Raw genomic sequence first — 18,686 nt, forward strand, 5'->3', positions numbered from 1 at the left:
GTTTTGTATTTTACCATGCTGTGGCTAGATTGTGAACCTTCTTTTTTGCTGTTACCCCGATTTATTGAGCGGATACGTTCGTGCGATATAATGTTATCACTAGATTGTGGAATAGTAATCCCAAAAAAAGGATAATTATGACCGTCGAACAAGCCATTTTAGAAAATGTGAAGGTCTTATCGCCAGACCAGCAACAAGAAGTATTAGCCTTCATCAAATTATTGCAGTCCGATAAATGGGAAAATATCTATAAAGGACGCTTCAAAGAACTCCAGCAAGAAATTCGTCTGGGAATGGATGCTGCCGAACGAGGTGAAGTAATTGATGCGGAAGATATGTTTCGGAGTTTGCGCTTAAAGCTACAACGCTGATAAGATATAAAATATTATGAGTTAATGCAGCAAACCATGAGTACAGCAGCCCTAACTACAAAACAGTACATTGAAGAACGGGAAGATTGCTACCGAATTGTCGGGAAGCGCGTTTCTCTCGATTCAATTATTTATGCTTTCCTGGCAGGACAATCACCTGAAAGCATCGTTCAGTCATTTCCAGCAGTGACACTAGAAGAAGTTTATGGAGCGATTACCTTTTACTTGGCTAATCGCACAGCTATTAATGCTTATTTATCCGAGGGAGAACAACTATTTGAAACATTGAGACAGCAAGCAAGGGAAAATAACTCGTTGCTTTATCAAAAGTTTTACACTCAGACTAGCCCGCAATGAAAATTAGTTTCCAAGCAGATGCCGATCTCAATCAAGCGATTGTAACAGGAGTTCTGAGACGCGAGGCAACTGTTGATTTTCAAACATCAAACGCATCGCTTTTAAGTGGCTTGACAGATTTAGAAGTTCTAAGTTTTGCAGCACAAGAAAATAGAATTCTCGTCTCCCACGACCAAAGAACCATGCCGAGATATTTTGCAGAGTTTATTTCTACTCAAACAAGTTCGGGTGTAATTATAGTGTTGCAAAGTTTTCCTGTTAGCGACGCGATCGATAATTTAATCAAAATATGGCAGACATCCGAATCAGAAGACTGGGTGAATCGCATTGCATACTTACCTCTGTGATTCCAGCTACGGGACATACAATTCTAGGAAAATCAACAGGAACTATCAATAGTTTTGTGAATGGCTAGGAAAATCAACAAGCAAAATGATTCAATCCATACCAAAAATATCCATCAAACCTGGATATCGCGCCCAGTCAGATGATAAAACCCCTGAAGCCGATGCAATTGATTTCTACCAATTGCGGCAACTCACCAATTCCCAACGGTGGCAAATGGCGGCAAAATTAAATCGTTGGGCAAAAACTGTTAGCTTGCGCGGGATGAAAAAAGCTTGTCCATCAACCTACCAAGAGCGATTTGCCCGATCGATCTTACGTAGCAAATGGCTGCCAATTTTAACCCCCACCAGTGAGGCCCCTATGTGGACGCAAGACCACAGCCACATCGCTAGACTGTTGCACCCAATTTTTGAAACATTAGGTATCTCTTATTATATTACAGGAGGAGTTGCCGCTTCTGTCTATGGCGACCCCAGAACAACACGCGATTTAGATTTAGTAATTGAATTGATCCGAGATAATATTTCTCAATTAGTTGCAGCACTAGAAACCGCTGGTTTTTACTGTCCTCCGGGTTCGGTAGAAGATATTCAACAGGGCCGAGGGATGGTGTTGAGTGTCACTCACATGACTTCAGTATTGAACGCTGATATTGTGCTGAATTCTCAGACTGAATTCGATCACTCAAAAATGGCAAGACGACGATTAGAAGCGCTTGACGAAGCTGGTGTAGAACAGTTTTGGATAGCTTCTCCTGAAGATATTATATTGGCAAAACTGCTCTGGTGGCAACAGTCTCAGTCTCAAAAACAATGGAATGATGTTTTGGGAATCCTGAAAGTCCAAGCTGAGCATTTGGAGCGGGGTTACTTAACAAACTGGGCGCAACAATTGGGATTAATTGATGATTTGAATCTAGCTTTTACTGAATCTGGGATTTGATCCGTGAGTATTAACTCAACACGTAGCGACAGTTTCAGGGCTGACGCAGGGGCGGGCTGATTCCCGGTTTTTAGGAAAAATTTTGCGTTTAAGCAAATCAAATCTGCGATCGATCGCCTATAATCAAAAATCAGACCAGCCATAAAAAACCATCGCCATGAGCGTAATTGCAGTTAAATGGTCGATCGACGAATACCACCAAATGATCTCCTCGCGCATCTTAGAAAATCGGCGCGTCGAACTGCTGAAGGGAGAAGTTGTTGAAATGTCACCAGAAGGGGAACCCCACGCCTATTTTAGCAGCGAAGCAGGAGAATATCTGATCAGGCTGTTGGGCGATCGCGCTACCATCCGTTCAGCCAAGCCGATTACGCTTCCTAACGACTCGGAACCAGAACCCGATATTGCGATCGTACAGCGATTGGGCCGCACATATCTCGAACATCACCCCTATCCCGAAAACATTTTCTGGCTGATAGAATACTCAGATTCCACTCTCGTTAAAGATTTAGAGACGAAAACGAAAATCTACGCAGAAGTCGGAATCCCCGAATACTGGGTGGTTAACCTCAAAAGAAGACACCTGATAGTATTTCGAGATCCTCTTGATGGAGATTACACTTCCAAGCTGACGCTAACCGCCGGAACCGTTAACCCGCTAGCATTTCCCGATGTGGCTGTGTCGGTAAGTGCGATCGTTAGCACTTGATTTTCCTTGTAAATTCCGCCTTCAAATCACAGGTAAACCGTCCTGAAATACCAGCAATTCTCCCGGTTGAATTTGCGTCCAAACTTCATCATCAGTCAGCGGAAAAGTAGCAATAACCGCCACGCGATCGCCCTCCTGTGTCAGTTCCCGGAAATCCACAGTTACATCTTCATCGATCGAATGCGCCCTCGCAAAAGGTGCTTGTCGCACAATATAATGCAGATTCGTAGAACAGTGTGTAAATAAATGTTCTCCATCAGAAAGTAAATAGTTAAAAATTCCGTGCGCTGCCAAAGTTTTAGTAATTTCGTTCAGAACTTCGTAAATTTCCGTCAAAGCAGGCTTATTTTGAGGGAAACTTTCTCGCAACTTTTCTAATATCAAACAAAATGCTTTTTCGCTGTCAGTTTTGCCGACAGCTTTATAAAATCCCGCAGTTTCAGGATGAAAATTTTCCAGATTACCATTATGAGCAAACACCCAATAGCGTCCCCAAAGTTCCCGAATAAAAGGGTGGCAGTTTTCCAGAGCAATTTCGCCTTGGGTAGCTTTGCGGATGTGAGCAATGACGTTAGTTGAGTGAATGGGATAGCGCCGCACAACTTCCGCAACCGGAGAAGCAACCGCAGGTTTTGAGTCGATAAACAGGCGGCATCCCAAACCTTCAAAAAAAGCAATTCCCCAACCGTCTTGATGAAAGTCTGTTTTGCCACCCCTTGCAGAAAAACCTTCAAAAGAAAAGCAAATATCTGTTGGAACATTGCAGTTCATTCCCAGTAATTGGCACATAGCTTTTAAATCTCTGGAGTTTGGATAGATGTCGCAGCTATTGGCAGCTACAGATTTTTGATGATACCATTATAGTATGAATTAATTGAGCATGATAAAAAAATATAATCAATGTGCTTTTCTTGTCCCCCCCCTTTTTAAGGGGTGTGCCAGGGAGATCGGTCTTAAGTGAACCGTATTTTATCATAGCCCAAGAGAAGGCGATGCTTTCTGAGGATTGCTCTCTCTTGGCTTAATTAACTTCATTTTTAATTCAAGTTTCTGGGGGAAAGTCAGAAAACTGTTTGATACTCTTCAAAATTATTTGAGGCTTGCTTTTGTACTGTTCAACCTTGCCACTGATATACACATAACCGCGTCCTTGACCAGCATAACGTTTCTCAATCAATCGCTTCAAAGGAGCCATTTCATCAGTTTCGGCATCCGGTATCCACAAATCTAATTTATGATAAACTGAACCAGCATAAATCAGGGCATTTCCACCGATCCATTTATTAATCCCAGCCTGCAAGTCGCAGAAAATAGTAATAGATTTAGCCTGCTCGGAAGCCGCTAAGATTTTCGGGTAGTGCAATCTCACAGACAGGACTCCGGTGGTTACTTCCGACAAGCGAAAATCTTCAACAATGGAGCCGCGCATCGACCACCAAGGAAGCAAGTTTGCATAGTTGCGAGAGGGAATTTTGGCATTAGTAATCGGATTCCAAATCATCAGATTGTAAGCTTTTGCGGCGGATTCTGCCTGAGTCATTGGTCGGTGATACAATCGGGATCGCCCGTATTTCACAAAGTACGGACTCCAGCCTTCTTCAATTAGTTTAAGATTGTAATTTTCTCCATCTTTGTGTATGTAACAGAGGATGCGTCCGTAGTTGTCGCGGTGTTTTAAGAGTGCAACTTCAACCGCATCGTCTGTATCAAATTCAATATCAACTTTAGCTAGTCCACCATCTGCTGTCGCGAAGTATTGTTTAGCCATTTCCGAAGCTGCTTTCCCCGCCGCGGTTACAGGTTTTGAAGTGTTGGAGTAACTTTCTTCTGTATCGACGCAAATCAGTCGCAATGACTCGGTTTTGCCGTTAAGAGCAACTTTGACAGTATCGCCATCAACTACTTGAGTTATTTGCAGGTTCGGAATTCTGGTTGCCATATTTCGCAGCCTGTTAGACTTGAGATTTCATTCACATATTGGCTAAAGTGTACATGAGTTTGGTGCTGAATGCAATTTCTTAGGAGTGAGACCTTCTGTTGGCTACTGGATATATAGCACAATACGGTTCAGTTAATATTTTTTTGTCCGAATAGAGCGTCTTCTGGAAGCAATTGCAGTGTCTATTTTTCACAGAGATTTCTCAACCGGACTCTCTTGTATGAACCGTATTGATATCTAGCATTCTGTGCAACCTTACCGATTAGTGTTGGTATTTTTGATATTGATTTTTGCAAGTTGCTGCGTAATTTATCAAGTCTGGGAAAAAAGCCCTAAAATCTGATTCAAGCTGCTGATAATTAACTGTTAAATCTTCTAGGCCATCTGCTAAGTTATTAGTCCAGTTGATTCTTGCCGATATTCTCTTGAGAGCATGATCTATTCCGTCAATTTCCTTGTAGGAGTCGAGCCAGTCATAGGCAATTATTTTTGGTAGCACTTCCTGAAGCGATTCGGGCAATATATCGCGGTTGTCTTGCAATACTTTGTACGCATTACGCGAAAACTCGCGGAGGGGAACTTGTGAATATTCCAGCCAATTTTTAGCTAAGAAGTGGTCATAAAATACGTCTACCAACACTCCGGCAAATCTGCGTCTATCGGCGCAAACAAGGCTTGTACTCGATCGCACTACTGCATGAGAGTCGGTGTAGATATCTACTTTTCGGTGCAAATCGATGCCGTTTCTAATGTCCTCGGAATAAAGATTGACTGCCGAACCCTTGACAAAATCGCCTAAGAGGTTGCCAATCAGCGATGCTGGCGTACCGTCTGATAAGAATAGATGAGCTAAATAATTCATTGCTACATTAAACAGATATAATACCATTTTTGAAACATGATGCAACTGTATTTGTAGGGTGTGTTGCTCTCTTCTCTTTAAATGCCTATTTAATCGACTTACATGAGAAGTGCTCAATCCATATCCAAGGAGTGAGTTTGTTAGCTAATATTCTTATTAGTAACTTCATTTTTTTTCATAAATTTGATTATCTGATTTTCTATAACCTTCGAGTTGAGGTATGGTGCGAAAACGCTTGAATATTTGATATTTTGAACCTTTTTTTTTCGTCTATTATTTTACAGAAATTTACCTCGAAAGAACCTACAATATATAGCCTTTTTCAGAAAGATTAGGTACGCTTCCGGCATAGGGCATAGGGCTATCCTCACTTTTTTGAGAACCGCTATAAGTATCCGCTCAATAAATCGGGGTAGACTACCGTGTCGGGAAGGTTTTTGCGATGTTTGAGGCTCGTCAGTGAGCGATTTTCCCCGATTTATTGAGTGGATACAAAATTTGTATATATTAACACGCCAAATACTATGATCGAAGGTTAACAAGTTAAAATTAGTTAATACCATTTTGACAAAAAATTGCTACACAATAAATGTTGTGTTTGTTTACAATGACCCTGCTCTGGCGGTAATATTGATATTAACACAAATTTTTTCATTCCTAAGCAAAATAGCGACATCCGCGCCAACGCAATCCGAGGCCAAGGCGGAAATATTATCATTAACGCACAAGGTATTTTTCGCTCGACTGACAGCGACATCGACGCCAGTTCAGAATTAGGAATTAACGGCAATGTCGAACTTAGAACTCCCAATACTGACCCCGTAAAAGGATTAAATCAGCCAGAAACCACCCGATTTCCCCCGCCGCCGGCGCGAGGCTGTCAAACTACCGGCCAAAGGACAAGTCGATTTGTCATCACCGGGCGCGGCGGTTTGCCACCGAGTCCCAGGGAACGAGTCAGCAGCAGCAACGATAATTTTGATGTCGCCAAGCCGCTGGTTGAGGCTCAAGGCTGGATAATTAACGCTAAGGGCGAGATTGAATTGGTAACAAATTCGGCGGTAGTTGTGCCTTACAGTCCTGGGGGAACACCACCAATTTGCAATTAATATCAATTAATCAACAAGATTCGTAAAGTTCGTAGTGAGGAATGCAAGTCCTTCTTTCCGATGACTAAAGTCCTCACTACAAACCATTTTGATTGTGGCTGCTGAGAATAATCCACTGCATTAACTGCTGCCACTCCGGAGATTGAGTTAATAAATCTGCATCCAATTCATTGCCAGCATCCTGCGAAAATTCGGCGAAACATTCCGCCCAATCAATTACTGTTTCCACAGGCAAATAAGGCGTATAATTCCAAGAACGCTGTAAAAATTCTGCCATCTCAACGGAATGACCGGTGCGGTGCAAATACCAAGCAATCCAAACTAAGGTACTGTACTTGATTTGCTTTTCCAACAAACGTATTTTATCGGGCAATTCGGGGCGGGAAAAAAAACTGTCTATGACTGCCGCCAGGGATTTAGCTTGCGGTAAACCTTTGTACATGGCGCTTTGTTCGTGCTGGCGGTAGCAAACTGTTATTTGCCGCAGCCACTCTGTTTCGCATCCCATTAAGGCTAAACGCAGCACTAAATCTGTATCTTCCGCCGGGGGAAATCGAGGGTCAAATCCGCCGGCTCGCTCTAACCAATGGCGGCGAAATACCATCGCGCTGGGTAATACTGGTTTCCACCGCAGCCACATTTCTAAGTCTAATTTAGGGACGTTTTTCCAGGGTGTGACATCTTTGATCGGTTCGCCTATACTGTTGACTTGACGCCAGCCACTGTGGACTATTCCTAAATTTGGTTGCGCTGCAAATACAGCGATTTGTGCTGCTATTTTGTCTGGTAAGAAGTAGTCATCTGCATCGAGAAAGGCGATGAATTCTCCTCGCGCTAGCTCGATGCCGCGATTTCGGGCAATGGAAACTCCTTGATTTTGTTGGTAAATGTAGCGAATTCGATCGCCATATTGCTCTAAAACTAATCTGGTGTCGTCTCGGGAACCGTCGTCTACGACAATAATTTCCCAGTCAGTATAGGTTTGGCGCAGCACGCTATCAACGGCTTGGCCGACGTAAGCAGCGCAGTTGTAAGCCGGAATCACCACGCTTACCTGCGGAGTTCGATCGCTCATCATGAATATCCAGTCCGAAGGATTATAATCTATACAGGCTGGGCGGATTTACTAAAATCCTGGCTGTGAAATCCAGAAAAATTATGCACTCGCCCCTCAAAGATTTATTGATTAAATCCAGTTGCGTCTTGATTATACAATACGTCTAAGGTGCGTCAGAGACTGACGCACCGGATAAGCGATGCTTTTTGAGCATAAATTTGGTTCAAGAATTTGCCCAAGTAAGTTGGCGCGAATTCAGTAAATCGTGGGGGCGAATTCCTAAAGGACTGGGATCGCCTTTTACCTTCAAATACTTGTCAGCTATTTGCAAAACCTGTTCGGGATTGGGTGGCTTGGTCAAAAAATCGGAAGCACCTGTAAGTTTCGCTCGCGTGCGATCGATTATACTGTCTTGACCAGTCAAAAATACGATCGGAGTTTCCCGAAAACTCGGTGTTTTCCGCAAAAAATTGCACAAAGCAAAACCACTTGTCTTCGGCATCACCACGTCCATAAAAATTAAAGCAGGCTTCTGTTTGGCGATGATGCCCACTCCATCCATCGGATCTTGAATTTTTAGGACTCGATACCCCGCCGGCAATAAAATTTGCTGTAAAAATTCGCATACTGTCGGACTGTCATCGATACAGGCAATCAAAGGGCGCACCCGCCCATTCATCGCCGCAGCAAGGCGCCACTGTTCTATAGGCGACGGTAAGTCTGGTACTGTTCGGAAATTTACTAAACCCTGCTTCATGTAATTAACTAAAGCGCGAGTTGCGACGGTGACGCACTGTTTTTTCTTAAATGCAATATCCCAAAGAGTATTCTCGCCGTTAAATACGTTACCCAAAGCTATCAAAGAACTAGAGCTAAATCGATTTTCCTGTAACTTGGCCGACGCTTTTAAAAGCGGTGCTTGTTCAGGATCTACCAGCCACAAACCCATTCCTTTCCACTTCTGCCAAATTTGTTCTGTAGAACACAGAATTTTTTCTACTTCCGTTACAGACAGCAGCAAAGAAGAGATAATTTTAGAAAAATATTTTTCCGACGGACGCCATTCCCGACGTAAACCCGATTGACCGATCAGAGCAAAGAAAACTTCCGAAACGCTGCTGTGGACGATCGCCTTAGCTTGTTGCAAACTCATTTCGCTGGCTGCCAGCCCTTGCTGAATCAGTTGATATTCCCATAGTTCCCCAGCATCGAGGTCTCTGAGATCCACTTGAAAGTTGCGACAGTGTTGCCCAACAGCCCTGTACCAGCGCCTCGCCCTATGCGCTCCTCCTGTCGCATAAACCAAACTGCCCTGGAAAAAGTAAAGTTGCCACTGTTGTTCGCCTTGCTCTAACAGCAGTTTTCCCGTTGCTTGTTTCTGGCTGAGCACTGCCAGAGTATGAGATAGCATTTTGTACCCGATTGCGGTAGCAGACATATCAACTCGCATCCCCTGTACTCCTGTTTCTCCTATTATATAGATGCTGAGTTGTGGAATAAAACAGTAATATTACTGAATTTTGCTCAAAAAAACACACTTTATGCTGCGAGTGCAACCCCATCAGGTACTGATACAATTTCTCCAAAATAATGCAGCCATAGGTAGGCTGAAAACCCTTAATTCATCAGTTATTCCCAAATTTCAAATCTGAAATCTGAAATCTCAAATGGTACGATACCCCTCAGGAGTTTTAGCCATCAGGATGCAGCGCCTATTTGCACTAAGCTGTCGCGTATTTAAATTAAATATTCGGTACGGCGTCGGAGCAACGTACCACAAGAGTGTTTGATTGATTTTTCACACACAATTTAAATGTAGAACAGCTTATTAATTAATAACTAAAATCCTGCGTCTCACTAATAGCTAATTCTCTTCGCTATCTTTGGGAGGTACGGGATCGTAACCCCCAGGATGAAAAGGATGACAGCGCAAAATTCGCTGCACTGCCACCCGACCGCCGCGGGCCGCCCCAAATCTTTCTATGGCTTCGATCGCATATTGCGAACAAGTGGGCTGAAATCTACAGGCGTTAGGTAAATAAGGAGAAATACCCATTTTGTAGCCTCGAATTAATCCGATCAGCAATACTTTCACAATTTTTACCTCAGCGCTTGATTAGATTAATCGCAAAATCTTGTGCTGTCCACCTATTTTTATTGTTGCCTCTTGGATAGCTAAAAGACAATTTGAGGAGACAATATGGTACTTGTTTCGGAGTTTGCTACTTGACCGATACCTAAAAAATTACCATCTCGATCGTAAACTTGCAAGGGATAGGGAGATTCGGGTATTAAGTTTTCTGGGGGATTGTTGCTACTTTCCTCGGCTGCTATCGCCGTTTCGGGAATCGGGAGGCGCTGTCCTTGAAACCAGCGTTTGGTATATTCAGGAGAAAGGACGATCGCACCTAAGTGTCCCAAAACCGCGGATGGCAAAATCGGGCTGAATGTATTCTCCTTTAATTGTAGTTCTAATTCTTCAAAACTGAGACTTTTGTCGATCGAGAAACCACTGCTTTCGGTGCGAGTCAAACCAGCCAAAGTACCGCCTGTATTCAACAGTGCGCCCAAGTCTCGCGCGATCGCCCGAATGTAAGTACCGGCCCCACAGGCGATCGACAAATCCAATTCGGGAAAATCCCCCGGCCGCCAATCCAAGATATCCAGCCGAAACACCTCAACATTCCTAGCCGCAACTTCCACAGTTTCGCCTTTTCTGGCTAACTCATAAAGCCGTTTTCCTCCCACCTGAACCGCACTAAAACTAGGCGGAAATTGCTCGATTTTGCCGATAAAATTCGGCAGTGCAGCTTGCACTTGTTCTAAACTTAACTCCGGCACCGGTTGAGAATGCAGGATTTCTCCTTCTAAATCGTCCGTAGCGGTAGTCAAGCCAAACCGAATCGTACCTTGGTAAGCTTTGTGGTGTTGGAGGAATTGCAGCAGTCTGGTTGCTCTTCCCAGGGCGATCGGCAAAACGCCAGTCACAGCAGGATCGAGGGTTCCTCCGTGTCCGACTCGTTTGAGTTTCAATATTCGGCGCACTCGCCCCACGCAGTCGTGAGATGTCATGCCCGCAGGTTTGTTGAGATTGAGAAAACCGTCAATAGTCATTAGTTATTAGTCAGTAGTCATTAGTCAGTAGTCAGTAGTCATTAGTCAGTAGTCATTTTAGCCTGAGCGACTTGTGAGTCAGCGTAGCTGAAGCAAGCCGAAGGCTAGTCATTTTAGCCTGAGCGAAGCCGAAGGCTAGTCATCAATCATTTTAGCCTGAGCGACTTGTGAGCCAGCAAGCCGAAGGCTAGTCATCAATCATTAGTTATTAGTCAGTAGTCATCAATCATTAGTCATTAATCATTAGTTATTAGTCAGAATGAAGTTCGGAAACTGTTTTTTCAACACATTTAAGGGATAGATGGAAGAAGGTAGAAGGAATCTGAAAACTTTTGAGAGATCTTTGTTACTGACAACGCGCAAGCCTTGCCTGAGTTGAAAACTTCAACATTAAAAACTTAAGACTCAAAAGTACCCGCAAGCTCAATTCCCAATTACCGATTCCCAATTACCGATTCCCAATTAAAAAATAAAGTCTGTCCGAGAGATAGTAACTCCCAATACAGTAGCCAGAGTTTCCTTGGTACTTGTAAGCTGAACAATGGTACTCGGAACAGTTCCAGATCCAGCGGAAATATTGAGTTGGTCAAATGTGAGGCCGGCACTCAAGCGAATTTTATCCGTACCAACAGTAAAATCGGTAATCACATCGCTATCTGCCGATCGCCCGATCGAAAAAGTATCATTTCCAGCGCCACCAGTTAAAGTATCTCTGCCGCGATCGCCCGATAAACAATCATCGCCAGCACCGCCAAACAGCGAATCATCGCCAGCACCGCCAAAAAACGTATCATTACCCGCACCACCCAACAAAGTATCGCTGTCTTGGTTGCCAAACAGCAAATCATTGCCATCATCGCCACTTACCGAGTCAGCACCTTTGCCGCCGTAGAAAGTATCGTCGCCCGCGCCGCCCAAAACGCTGTCGCGCCCTGCACCGCCGAACAGCAAATCATTACCAGCGTCGCCCAGTATTGAGTCGTCGCCGTCGCCACCGTAGAGGGAATCGTTTCCCCCCAAACCTAAAATGCTGTCAGGGCCTCCCAAACCGAAGATCAAGTCAGCGCCAGCAGTACCGCTGAGGGAGTCTGGGCCGCTGGTGCCATTGCGAGGGGTAGCAGAGCCTCCCGGCCTAGTACCCGCGCTGGTTGGGGTTGGGGTTGTGATGACGATCTTAATTGGTACTGATGATGGCATGGTTTTGAAGAGTGGTAGAAATTTGCCATTCTAACTTAGCCTAAAAGTGGGAGTTACAGAAAGTACCATGAACACCAGGTGTCTTCAGGCGAGGAAGCTGTCATTCAATTGACTGTCAACAGTTAACTGTTAACTGTTAACTGTCATTCAATTAACTGTCAACTGTCAACTGAAGATCGTATAGTTTGGCAGTTGGTTCAATACATAAGATTTAGATATAACCGTAAAAACATTCTTAAAGATTACAGTTATAGTTGAATTAAATATATGCTGCAAATAGCCTATAGCTTTTAACAAATAAATGAGAGGCAGGAAAGAATTATTCCTCACAAGCTTGACCGCTATTACTATGAGTTGGGGAGCTGTCACCGTCATTCAGGGGATACCGGGGGCGATCGCCCAAACACAGTTGCCGATGAGACTGCAACACGGGGAAGGAACCTATACCCTTACGGTATCAGAAACGGAGACCACAAAATCTGCCTATGGGGGTCAGTTGCGCCTCTATGACGTGCATATTGCTAAGATGTTTGAGGTGACATATGCTGATTGTCAGGAAATACCGGGCGCTGGCTTTAGAGATTGGGATTACTGGGCAGGAAATGGCAGAATTAGCATGGGGACATTCAGAATCACCTGTCAGTTAGCTAGCGATATTGCGAACACTTACGGTTTAGGCAAACCTGAGCGTAGTGCGATCGAATATTCTCAGGAAGAAGCCGGCCCGCCAATATCCACAACTCGTTCTATCCCAATTTTAGACATTACTGGCAATAAAGTGCAGCGCTGGATGAATTTTGCACAGAGTTTTAGACCAAGATAAAAATAACTTCTAGGAGGCTATAAAAATGACAACTCTATCCAACGAACAAACAGCGATTATCCGTACAGAAAGAGGACTGTCGATCGCAGGTACGCGCATCACTATCTACGACATCATGGACTATGTGACGGCTCAATATCCGCCTAAGTTTATCAGAGGATTGTTTGATCTAACAGAGGGACAAATTAACGCGGCTTTGGCTTATATTGAGGCAAATCGCGATACTGTTGAAGCTGAGTATCAACTGGTTCTTAAGGAAGCTGAGGAACTGCGGCTGTACTACGAAGAAAAAAATCGCGATCTGATTGCCCGAATTGCCGCCCTGCCACCAAGACCAGGAACGGAAGCTGTATGGGAAAAGCTTCGAGCGGCTAAGGCAAAACGTGAGGCTAAAGAATGATTTTTTTGATAGATCATAATCTCAATGGACACGCCATAATTTTCTTTGGCTCTATTGCTAATCAAGGTTGGCTTGATATCATCCCAATTCGTTTTGTCACCTTTGCACAAATGGAATTGCAAATCAATAGCGATGATAGAGTAGTTTGGCGACTTGCTCAAGAAAATCAGATGATTTTGCTCACAGCTAATCGCAGTATGAAAGGCAATGATTCCTTGGAACAAGTAATGCGCGAAGAAAGTACCCCTGATTCATTACCTGTGATTACGATTGGAAACGCTGATAGATTACTGAATGATTCGGAATATCGAGAACGTTGTGTTGAACGTCTAATTGAGATTGTGCTTAATATTAATGGCTATATGGGTGTGAATCGGCTTTTCATCCCATGATGCGGGGTCAAGATTGTTCCAGAAGTGCGATCGCAATTTGATTGCCACTAAATGTAGTGTTTAAAAAGTGATACCCATGTTAAAAGAATTAAAAACCATTACTCTTGCAACTCTTCTGGTATTAGTAACAGCTACGCTAGGTTCTACTGCACCTCTCCCTAGTCCTAATAATCAAGGGGATTATACGGGAAGATCTGATCATACTTATTGGGAAGTAGTAGACCCAGACCCAAAGGGGTTAAATTGTCGTATGAATTCTTCTTTTGAAGAATTTATGCGTGTTGACAACCGCACTCCATTTGATGTTTTTAATTGGTCTGTAGTTGGTGTTTTAAAACAGGGACAGCGTTTTGAAAGCTTTCCTGGAAATGCTGGTGTTACTTTCCGGGATACCAGGCGTTTACCTTGGCTTTTTGTAGGAAAAAGCTACACTGCTGGTGCGGCGCAAGGTTGTTTTATTCGCGCTAACAGTCAATTTGTCAAACCAGTACAGATGTCACAGACTCGCGTACAACCCCAAACGAATCAACCGCTAGCAAGTTCCACAGCACTACCGATGAAGCTTGGTTTTGACGAAGGATTTGGATTGATTGTAGTACCAGAAAGCGATACCACAGCATCGGCCTATGGAGGACGCTTAAGGCGATATGATGTTCACATTGCTAAAATGTTTGAAGTCACTCACTTTATGTGTCAATCGCGGAATGTAACACCCGGTCTTACATGGAATTACGAGGCTGGGGGTGGCACGATTAATATGGGAAGTTTTGTAATAACCTGCCGACTTGCTAATCAAATAGCTAGTGCCTATGGTTTAGGTAAATCAGAACCTACGAATATTACTTTTTCGGCTGGTGAAATCGGTCGCCCTAATGTCAGAAGTTTCAACGTTCCCATCCTAGATATTACAGGTGATAAAGTACCACGCTGGGTGATTTTTGTGCAGGGATTTCAGCCAGTGAGGAGGTAGGGCGATCAATCGCAATGGAAGGAGTTGTTGGCAAGTATGTTGAACAATGTGGTGCTGGGACAAACTTAGTGCTTTTAGATGCAGATGTTGCCAAGCTTTTCCCCATGATGCAGCAGTGAATGAGGCATTGAGGATGTTAATTCAGATTGCACAGCGCCAGCAATTAAATACTGTGGTACAGTAAACGGAATAAAAATGATTGGTGAGGTGCGATCGCAATTCGCAAAAATGTGAGTAATCAGCTAGTAATTTTGATTTTCAAGTATAATAGAGTTCATGTATCAGACAATCTGTCTTAATTTATGTCAAACCATCTGTGGGAATAAAAATATCATGCTACCTAAAATTACAATTGCTCAAAAGTTAACGACCAAGTTTTTAATTGTCATATTTTTATGTTTTGGAATCCTCTTGATGCACTCTGAACCAGTCAGAGCAGAAGGAAGTCTATCTAATGTTAGCAAAAAAACAGATTGCTTTTTAGTTCTAGGAGGAAGCTGTGATAAAGAAGCGACAACCAATACATCCTCCTCTGAAACCGAGATTAAACCAGGCGCTAACCTGAGTGGAAAAAACCTACAAGGTGTTAATCTGCATAATGCTGATTTGAGAAGATCGGATTTGAGTGGCGCAAATTTAACTGGAGTAGACTTGAATGGTGCTGAGTTAAGTGAGGTTAAAATCAGCAGAATCAAAAACCCGGGCAACTTAGATTTTCAAGGATTTGATTGGAGTAAAATTAGGTTAAGCAAGGAAGATTCTCTCAAGATATTTACAGCCAACTTAAGCAAGCAAGATTTAGTCAATTTCATCAAAGCTGACCCTAATGGCTTGGATTTCAGCGGATTGGACTGGAAGAAAGTTAAGTTAAGTCCTAAAGATGTAGTGAATTTGGTTAGCTTGAAGCTAAATCAGCAGGATTTAATTAACTTAATCAAAAGCGATTCTAATCAGCTAAATCTTAGTAAGGAAGAATTACTAGGGTTAGTCCAGCTAAACTTAAATAACAGCAGTTTATGGCGAGGTTCTAAGCTAAGTAGTCAAGACCTACTAAATTTACTACCAAACAGTTTGAGTGGAGTAGACTTAAGCGGGGTTGACTTACAAAAAGCAAACTTTACTGGTAGCAACCTACAGCAAGCTAACCTAAGTGGTGCAGACTTGAGAAAAGCAAATCTTAACGGTGCAAAAATGCCTGATGGTACTCTCTATCGACGTTAGTTTTGCTTAGTAGAGCGCGTCACCTGCTATAATCGCTCTGTTTGATCGAAAATTAATCTAAAGGTGACGCATCGTACTAATACTGGTTATTGCTTACTCTTCATTCATCATTGATTGGTAATCACTGAGATCAACTCGAACCATTTCGCATTGTTTTTTGGCATAAGTTGTACAAGAAACGCAAGAATTGAGACTTCTAGCTGCTGCTCCTAATGTTATGTTATATGGCATGGGCAGAGCTTCCGTAATCTCAACTAACTTTTCGGCTTGACTTTGGTATTCTCGCATTTTGTCACCGCACTGTCTTAATTTTTCGAGATTTTCGCGATTTCTCAAAGGTTCCATATTTCTGCCCGCTTCTTCTAGCTGACTTATATCATTGTAGATTTTTTCAAGATTGTAAGTATTAGGAACTGTAGCACTTGTACCGACAACAGGTTGGGTGGCTGAGATGTCTCCTGGGTGGGAAAACAATAAAGTTGGTAATAATACTATTGAAATTAGTGCCTTATCAACCCCCATCAATAACCCCCTCGCTAGCTTAAACGGCGATAAAGCAATACCTACAATTCCCAAAATGACACTGAAAATCCAAGAGAAGAAAGTTGATACCAAGTGAAAAATAAAACTTGGTATCGCAAATAAAAAGTCCATAATACATAACCCCTAACTATTCAAACTAATTTACCTAAACTATTGAGAAAGCAATTGTGGTGGATTCTCTCAGTTATTCTGCAATATTTAAATGAAATGTGACAACTCAAAATGGTAGGATTTAGTACACAATTTTTATAATTATACTGAACCAATTTAGTATAGATTAGTATAATTCAGTTGACAAAGTAGGATTTGGTATAATATAATACCCTCAATATCTCTTTGTATATACCCATGAAGAATGTTGAAGATGTTGTACAATGGGCTAATAATTTGATTGTTGATAAAACTGGAGAACATCTTACACCCATAGAGGAAGCAATACTGACGGGTGTTTGGCAAAAGCAAAAATATCCTCAAATAGCTAAAGATTTTCATTGTAGTGAATCTCACGTTAAAAAAGAAGCTGCGAAGTTATGGGAAAAGTTGCGTGAGGAATTAGGAGAAGACCTTAATAAATTAAATTTTCGTTCTAAGTTAGAGAAAAAGCATCGGGTTTCTCAAGGATCTAATTTTGGTTACTGCGTACAAATTAATGAGGGAAGTATTAATATTTGTGGTGAATGTTTACATCCTTTGAACGATTTACAAAACCGATCGCCCTTTCCGCCAGATTCTCCCCAAAACAAAGCCCATACCCGCATAATCGACTTAACAGACGCGCCCGACATCCCTTACTACCACAACCGCACATCCGAACTCACCACCCTCAAACAATGGATATTAGAAGCCCACACCCGCTTAATCACCATATACGGCTTAAGTGAAATCGGCAAAAGCGCGATCGCCCTCCAACTCATCCAACAAACTCAAACCGAATTTGATTACATTATTTGGCGGAGTCTCAGCAACACTCCCACACTCTCAACCCTCCAAACCGAACTCAAGCAAGTTTTTTCACGATCGCAACCAACCCCATTACCAACAATCCTTGATTATTTTCGTTCCTATCGTTGCTTAGTAATACTTGATGATGTACATAATATATTTAGCAGCGGTCAATTAGCAGGGGAATATTTAGCAGAATATAAAGATTATGGCAAATTTTTCAAACAAATTGCCACATCATCTCACCAGAGTTGCTTAATCCTCCTAAGTTGGGAAAAACCCAGAGAAATCACAACTTTAGAAGGAGAAAACCGACCCACTCGTACCTTACACCTCAAAGGCTTAGGAGAACAAGCCGCAGAAATATTCAAACAAAAAGGATTAACCGATGAGGAAAAATGGTCAGAATTAATCAACCTTTATCAAGGTCATCCTTCCTGGTTAAACATCATAGCTTCAACAATTTTAGAATTATTTGACGGAAATGTATCCCGGTTTTTAGCCGAAGGAAATGATATCTATTTAGGGGATATAGAACCGCTTTTAGAATCTCAACTAGAGCGTTTATCGGAATCAGAAAAAAAGGTTAGCCAATGGTTAGCAAGTCAAGATGGCGCGGTAGATATTTCCCAACCACCAGCCGATCGCGAATTATCCCACTCAGAATTTTGGCAAGCCATACAATCCTTGGCCCGACGCGGTTTAGTGGAAAAAGTACAACTAGAAGGGCGATCGCTCTTTTTCCTCAATCCCGTATTCAAAGCATACATTCAGTGCAGGTGAAATCTTATATAATTTATGAGAGATTACATTTCTTACATTTAACGGATAGAAAGCGAATCTTATGAAAACCTTTACCGCTATTATCGAAAAAGATTCTGATACCAAGCTTTACGTTGGTTATATTCCTGGATTTCCAGGGGCGCATTCTCAGGGAGAAACCTTGGATGAGTTACACGAGAATCTGTGTGAGGTAATTGAGATGCTCCTAGAAGATGATACTCTCGTCATTAGCAGCAAAGGCAAAACGTGAGGCTAAAGCATGATTTTTTGATCGCACTTCTCAACTTTTACCTCAACGATCGCATAAAAGCATTCACCGCATCATATTGATCCGCCATTCGCGAATAAAACTCGATCGCAAGGACTTACCCATCAGACCAAAGAAACCGGGTTTTTTAGCTAATCTGTGGACGACAACGAATAATTTCGGAAAAAACCCGGTTTCTCATCACCCGCGCGTAAGTCATAATACAAACACATAATTTTTCCCCAAACAAAAAGCGCCCCTATTTCTAGGAGCGCTTTTTGTCTATCTCAGGTTAAAAATTAACCGTTGATGGAAGGAGCAACCAAAGCAACTGGAATTGTTTCACCAGCGGCCAAGTCG

Annotated in this window: 22 protein-coding genes; 13 read left to right on the forward strand and 9 right to left on the reverse strand. The window is 42.6% G+C overall.

Annotated features, from left to right (window positions below; all coding sequences use genetic code 11):
* The first annotated feature begins 137 nt into the window (after window positions 1-137).
* From QUB52_RS25555 to QUB52_RS25575, 5 genes are all read left to right on the forward strand, one after another.
* Window positions 138-371 carry a hypothetical protein gene (locus QUB52_RS25555; RefSeq protein ID WP_332975206.1) on the forward strand — a complete coding sequence of 78 codons (234 nt, stop codon included), beginning with the start codon at window positions 138-140 and terminating at the stop codon, window positions 369-371.
* Between the two features lie 36 nt (window positions 372-407).
* Window positions 408-728 carry a DUF433 domain-containing protein gene (locus QUB52_RS25560; RefSeq protein WP_332975207.1) on the forward strand — a complete coding sequence of 107 codons (321 nt, stop codon included), beginning with the start codon at window positions 408-410 and terminating at the stop codon, window positions 726-728.
* A complete protein-coding gene (locus QUB52_RS25565) occupies window positions 725-1,075 on the forward strand; it encodes a DUF5615 family PIN-like protein (RefSeq protein WP_332975208.1) in 351 nt (116 codons plus the stop codon). Before QUB52_RS25560 ends, QUB52_RS25565 begins: the two co-directional genes overlap by 4 nt.
* 85 nt (window positions 1,076-1,160) lie before the next feature.
* A complete protein-coding gene (locus tag QUB52_RS25570; RefSeq protein WP_332975209.1) occupies window positions 1,161-2,018 on the forward strand; it encodes a hypothetical protein in 858 nt (285 codons plus the stop codon).
* Window positions 2,019-2,175: 157 nt separating this feature from the next.
* Window positions 2,176-2,727 (forward strand): Uma2 family endonuclease, encoded by a 552-nt coding sequence (locus tag QUB52_RS25575; RefSeq protein ID WP_265234916.1) that lies wholly within the window; start codon window positions 2,176-2,178, stop codon window positions 2,725-2,727.
* A gap of 21 nt (window positions 2,728-2,748) precedes the next feature.
* On the opposite strand, the gene QUB52_RS25580 is transcribed toward QUB52_RS25575, so the two are convergent.
* From QUB52_RS25580 to QUB52_RS25590, 3 genes are all read right to left on the reverse strand, one after another.
* Window positions 2,749-3,516: a class II glutamine amidotransferase gene (locus QUB52_RS25580; protein WP_332975210.1), complete on the reverse strand. Its 768-nt coding sequence runs from the start codon at window positions 3,514-3,516 to the stop codon at window positions 2,749-2,751.
* A gap of 253 nt (window positions 3,517-3,769) precedes the next feature.
* Window positions 3,770-4,666: a thermonuclease family protein gene (locus QUB52_RS25585; protein ID WP_265234914.1), complete on the reverse strand. Its 897-nt coding sequence runs from the start codon at window positions 4,664-4,666 to the stop codon at window positions 3,770-3,772.
* Window positions 4,667-4,928: 262 nt separating this feature from the next.
* A complete protein-coding gene (locus QUB52_RS25590; RefSeq protein ID WP_332970256.1) occupies window positions 4,929-5,555 on the reverse strand; it encodes an acyl carrier protein phosphodiesterase in 627 nt (208 codons plus the stop codon).
* 905 nt (window positions 5,556-6,460) lie between these two features.
* Between QUB52_RS25590 and QUB52_RS25595 the strand changes: the two genes are divergently transcribed.
* Window positions 6,461-6,637, forward strand: a complete 177-nt coding sequence (locus tag QUB52_RS25595; RefSeq protein WP_332970258.1) for a hypothetical protein — start codon at window positions 6,461-6,463, stop codon at window positions 6,635-6,637.
* Between the two features lie 76 nt (window positions 6,638-6,713).
* Here the strand turns inward: QUB52_RS25595 and QUB52_RS25600 are convergent, their stop codons facing one another.
* The 5 genes from QUB52_RS25600 to QUB52_RS25620 all read right to left on the reverse strand — a co-directional run bounded on the left by QUB52_RS25600 (window position 6,714) and on the right by QUB52_RS25620 (window position 12,005).
* Window positions 6,714-7,712 (reverse strand): glycosyltransferase family 2 protein, encoded by a 999-nt coding sequence (locus tag QUB52_RS25600; protein WP_332970262.1) that lies wholly within the window; start codon window positions 7,710-7,712, stop codon window positions 6,714-6,716.
* A gap of 205 nt (window positions 7,713-7,917) precedes the next feature.
* Complete coding sequence (locus tag QUB52_RS25605; protein ID WP_265234911.1) at window positions 7,918-9,132, reverse strand: response regulator; 1,215 nt, start codon at window positions 9,130-9,132, stop codon at window positions 7,918-7,920.
* A 426-nt stretch (window positions 9,133-9,558) separates the two neighbouring features.
* A complete protein-coding gene (gene yidD, locus QUB52_RS25610) occupies window positions 9,559-9,789 on the reverse strand; it encodes a membrane protein insertion efficiency factor YidD (RefSeq protein WP_332970717.1) in 231 nt (76 codons plus the stop codon).
* Window positions 9,790-9,869: 80 nt separating this feature from the next.
* On the reverse strand, window positions 9,870-10,808 hold the full coding sequence (gene truB / locus QUB52_RS25615) for a tRNA pseudouridine(55) synthase TruB (RefSeq protein WP_265234909.1): 939 nt from the start codon (window positions 10,806-10,808) through the stop codon (window positions 9,870-9,872).
* 462 nt (window positions 10,809-11,270) lie between these two features.
* Window positions 11,271-12,005: a calcium-binding protein gene (locus tag QUB52_RS25620; protein ID WP_332975211.1), complete on the reverse strand. Its 735-nt coding sequence runs from the start codon at window positions 12,003-12,005 to the stop codon at window positions 11,271-11,273.
* A gap of 349 nt (window positions 12,006-12,354) precedes the next feature.
* Here QUB52_RS25620 and QUB52_RS25625 point away from each other — a divergent pair, with 349 nt between their 5' ends.
* The 5 genes from QUB52_RS25625 (at window position 12,355) to QUB52_RS25645 (ending at window position 15,811) form a co-directional block, all read left to right on the forward strand.
* Entirely contained in the window at window positions 12,355-12,828 is a 474-nt protein-coding gene (locus QUB52_RS25625) for a hypothetical protein (RefSeq protein WP_332975212.1), read from the forward strand.
* A 25-nt stretch (window positions 12,829-12,853) separates the two neighbouring features.
* Window positions 12,854-13,228, forward strand: coding sequence for a DUF433 domain-containing protein (locus QUB52_RS25630; protein ID WP_332975213.1), 375 nt, complete (start codon window positions 12,854-12,856; stop codon window positions 13,226-13,228).
* The gene (locus QUB52_RS25635; RefSeq protein ID WP_332975214.1) at window positions 13,225-13,620 is read left to right on the forward strand and encodes an ACP S-malonyltransferase; all 396 of its coding nucleotides are present in this window, start codon (window positions 13,225-13,227) and stop codon (window positions 13,618-13,620) included. The genes QUB52_RS25630 and QUB52_RS25635 overlap by 4 nt, the downstream gene beginning before the upstream one ends.
* 250 nt (window positions 13,621-13,870) lie before the next feature.
* Window positions 13,871-14,590: a hypothetical protein gene (locus QUB52_RS25640; RefSeq protein WP_332975215.1), complete on the forward strand. Its 720-nt coding sequence runs from the start codon at window positions 13,871-13,873 to the stop codon at window positions 14,588-14,590.
* A gap of 333 nt (window positions 14,591-14,923) precedes the next feature.
* Entirely contained in the window at window positions 14,924-15,811 is an 888-nt protein-coding gene (locus tag QUB52_RS25645; protein WP_265234905.1) for a pentapeptide repeat-containing protein, read from the forward strand.
* Window positions 15,812-15,904: 93 nt separating this feature from the next.
* Here the strand turns inward: QUB52_RS25645 and QUB52_RS25650 are convergent, their stop codons facing one another.
* Window positions 15,905-16,465, reverse strand: coding sequence for a hypothetical protein (locus QUB52_RS25650; protein ID WP_265234904.1), 561 nt, complete (start codon window positions 16,463-16,465; stop codon window positions 15,905-15,907).
* Window positions 16,466-16,702: 237 nt separating this feature from the next.
* On the opposite strand from QUB52_RS25650, the gene QUB52_RS25655 reads away from it, so the two are divergent.
* Both QUB52_RS25655 and QUB52_RS25660 read left to right on the forward strand, forming a co-directional pair.
* Window positions 16,703-18,079 carry an NB-ARC domain-containing protein gene (locus QUB52_RS25655; protein ID WP_332975216.1) on the forward strand — a complete coding sequence of 459 codons (1,377 nt, stop codon included), beginning with the start codon at window positions 16,703-16,705 and terminating at the stop codon, window positions 18,077-18,079.
* A 61-nt stretch (window positions 18,080-18,140) separates the two neighbouring features.
* Window positions 18,141-18,329 carry a type II toxin-antitoxin system HicB family antitoxin gene (locus QUB52_RS25660; protein ID WP_332975217.1) on the forward strand — a complete coding sequence of 63 codons (189 nt, stop codon included), beginning with the start codon at window positions 18,141-18,143 and terminating at the stop codon, window positions 18,327-18,329.
* Window positions 18,330-18,686: the final 357 nt, after the last annotated feature.

It is taken from the genome of Microcoleus sp. A6-C6 (assembly GCF_036705955.1).
Classification (GTDB): Bacteria; Cyanobacteriota; Cyanobacteriia; order Cyanobacteriales; family Microcoleaceae; genus Microcoleus.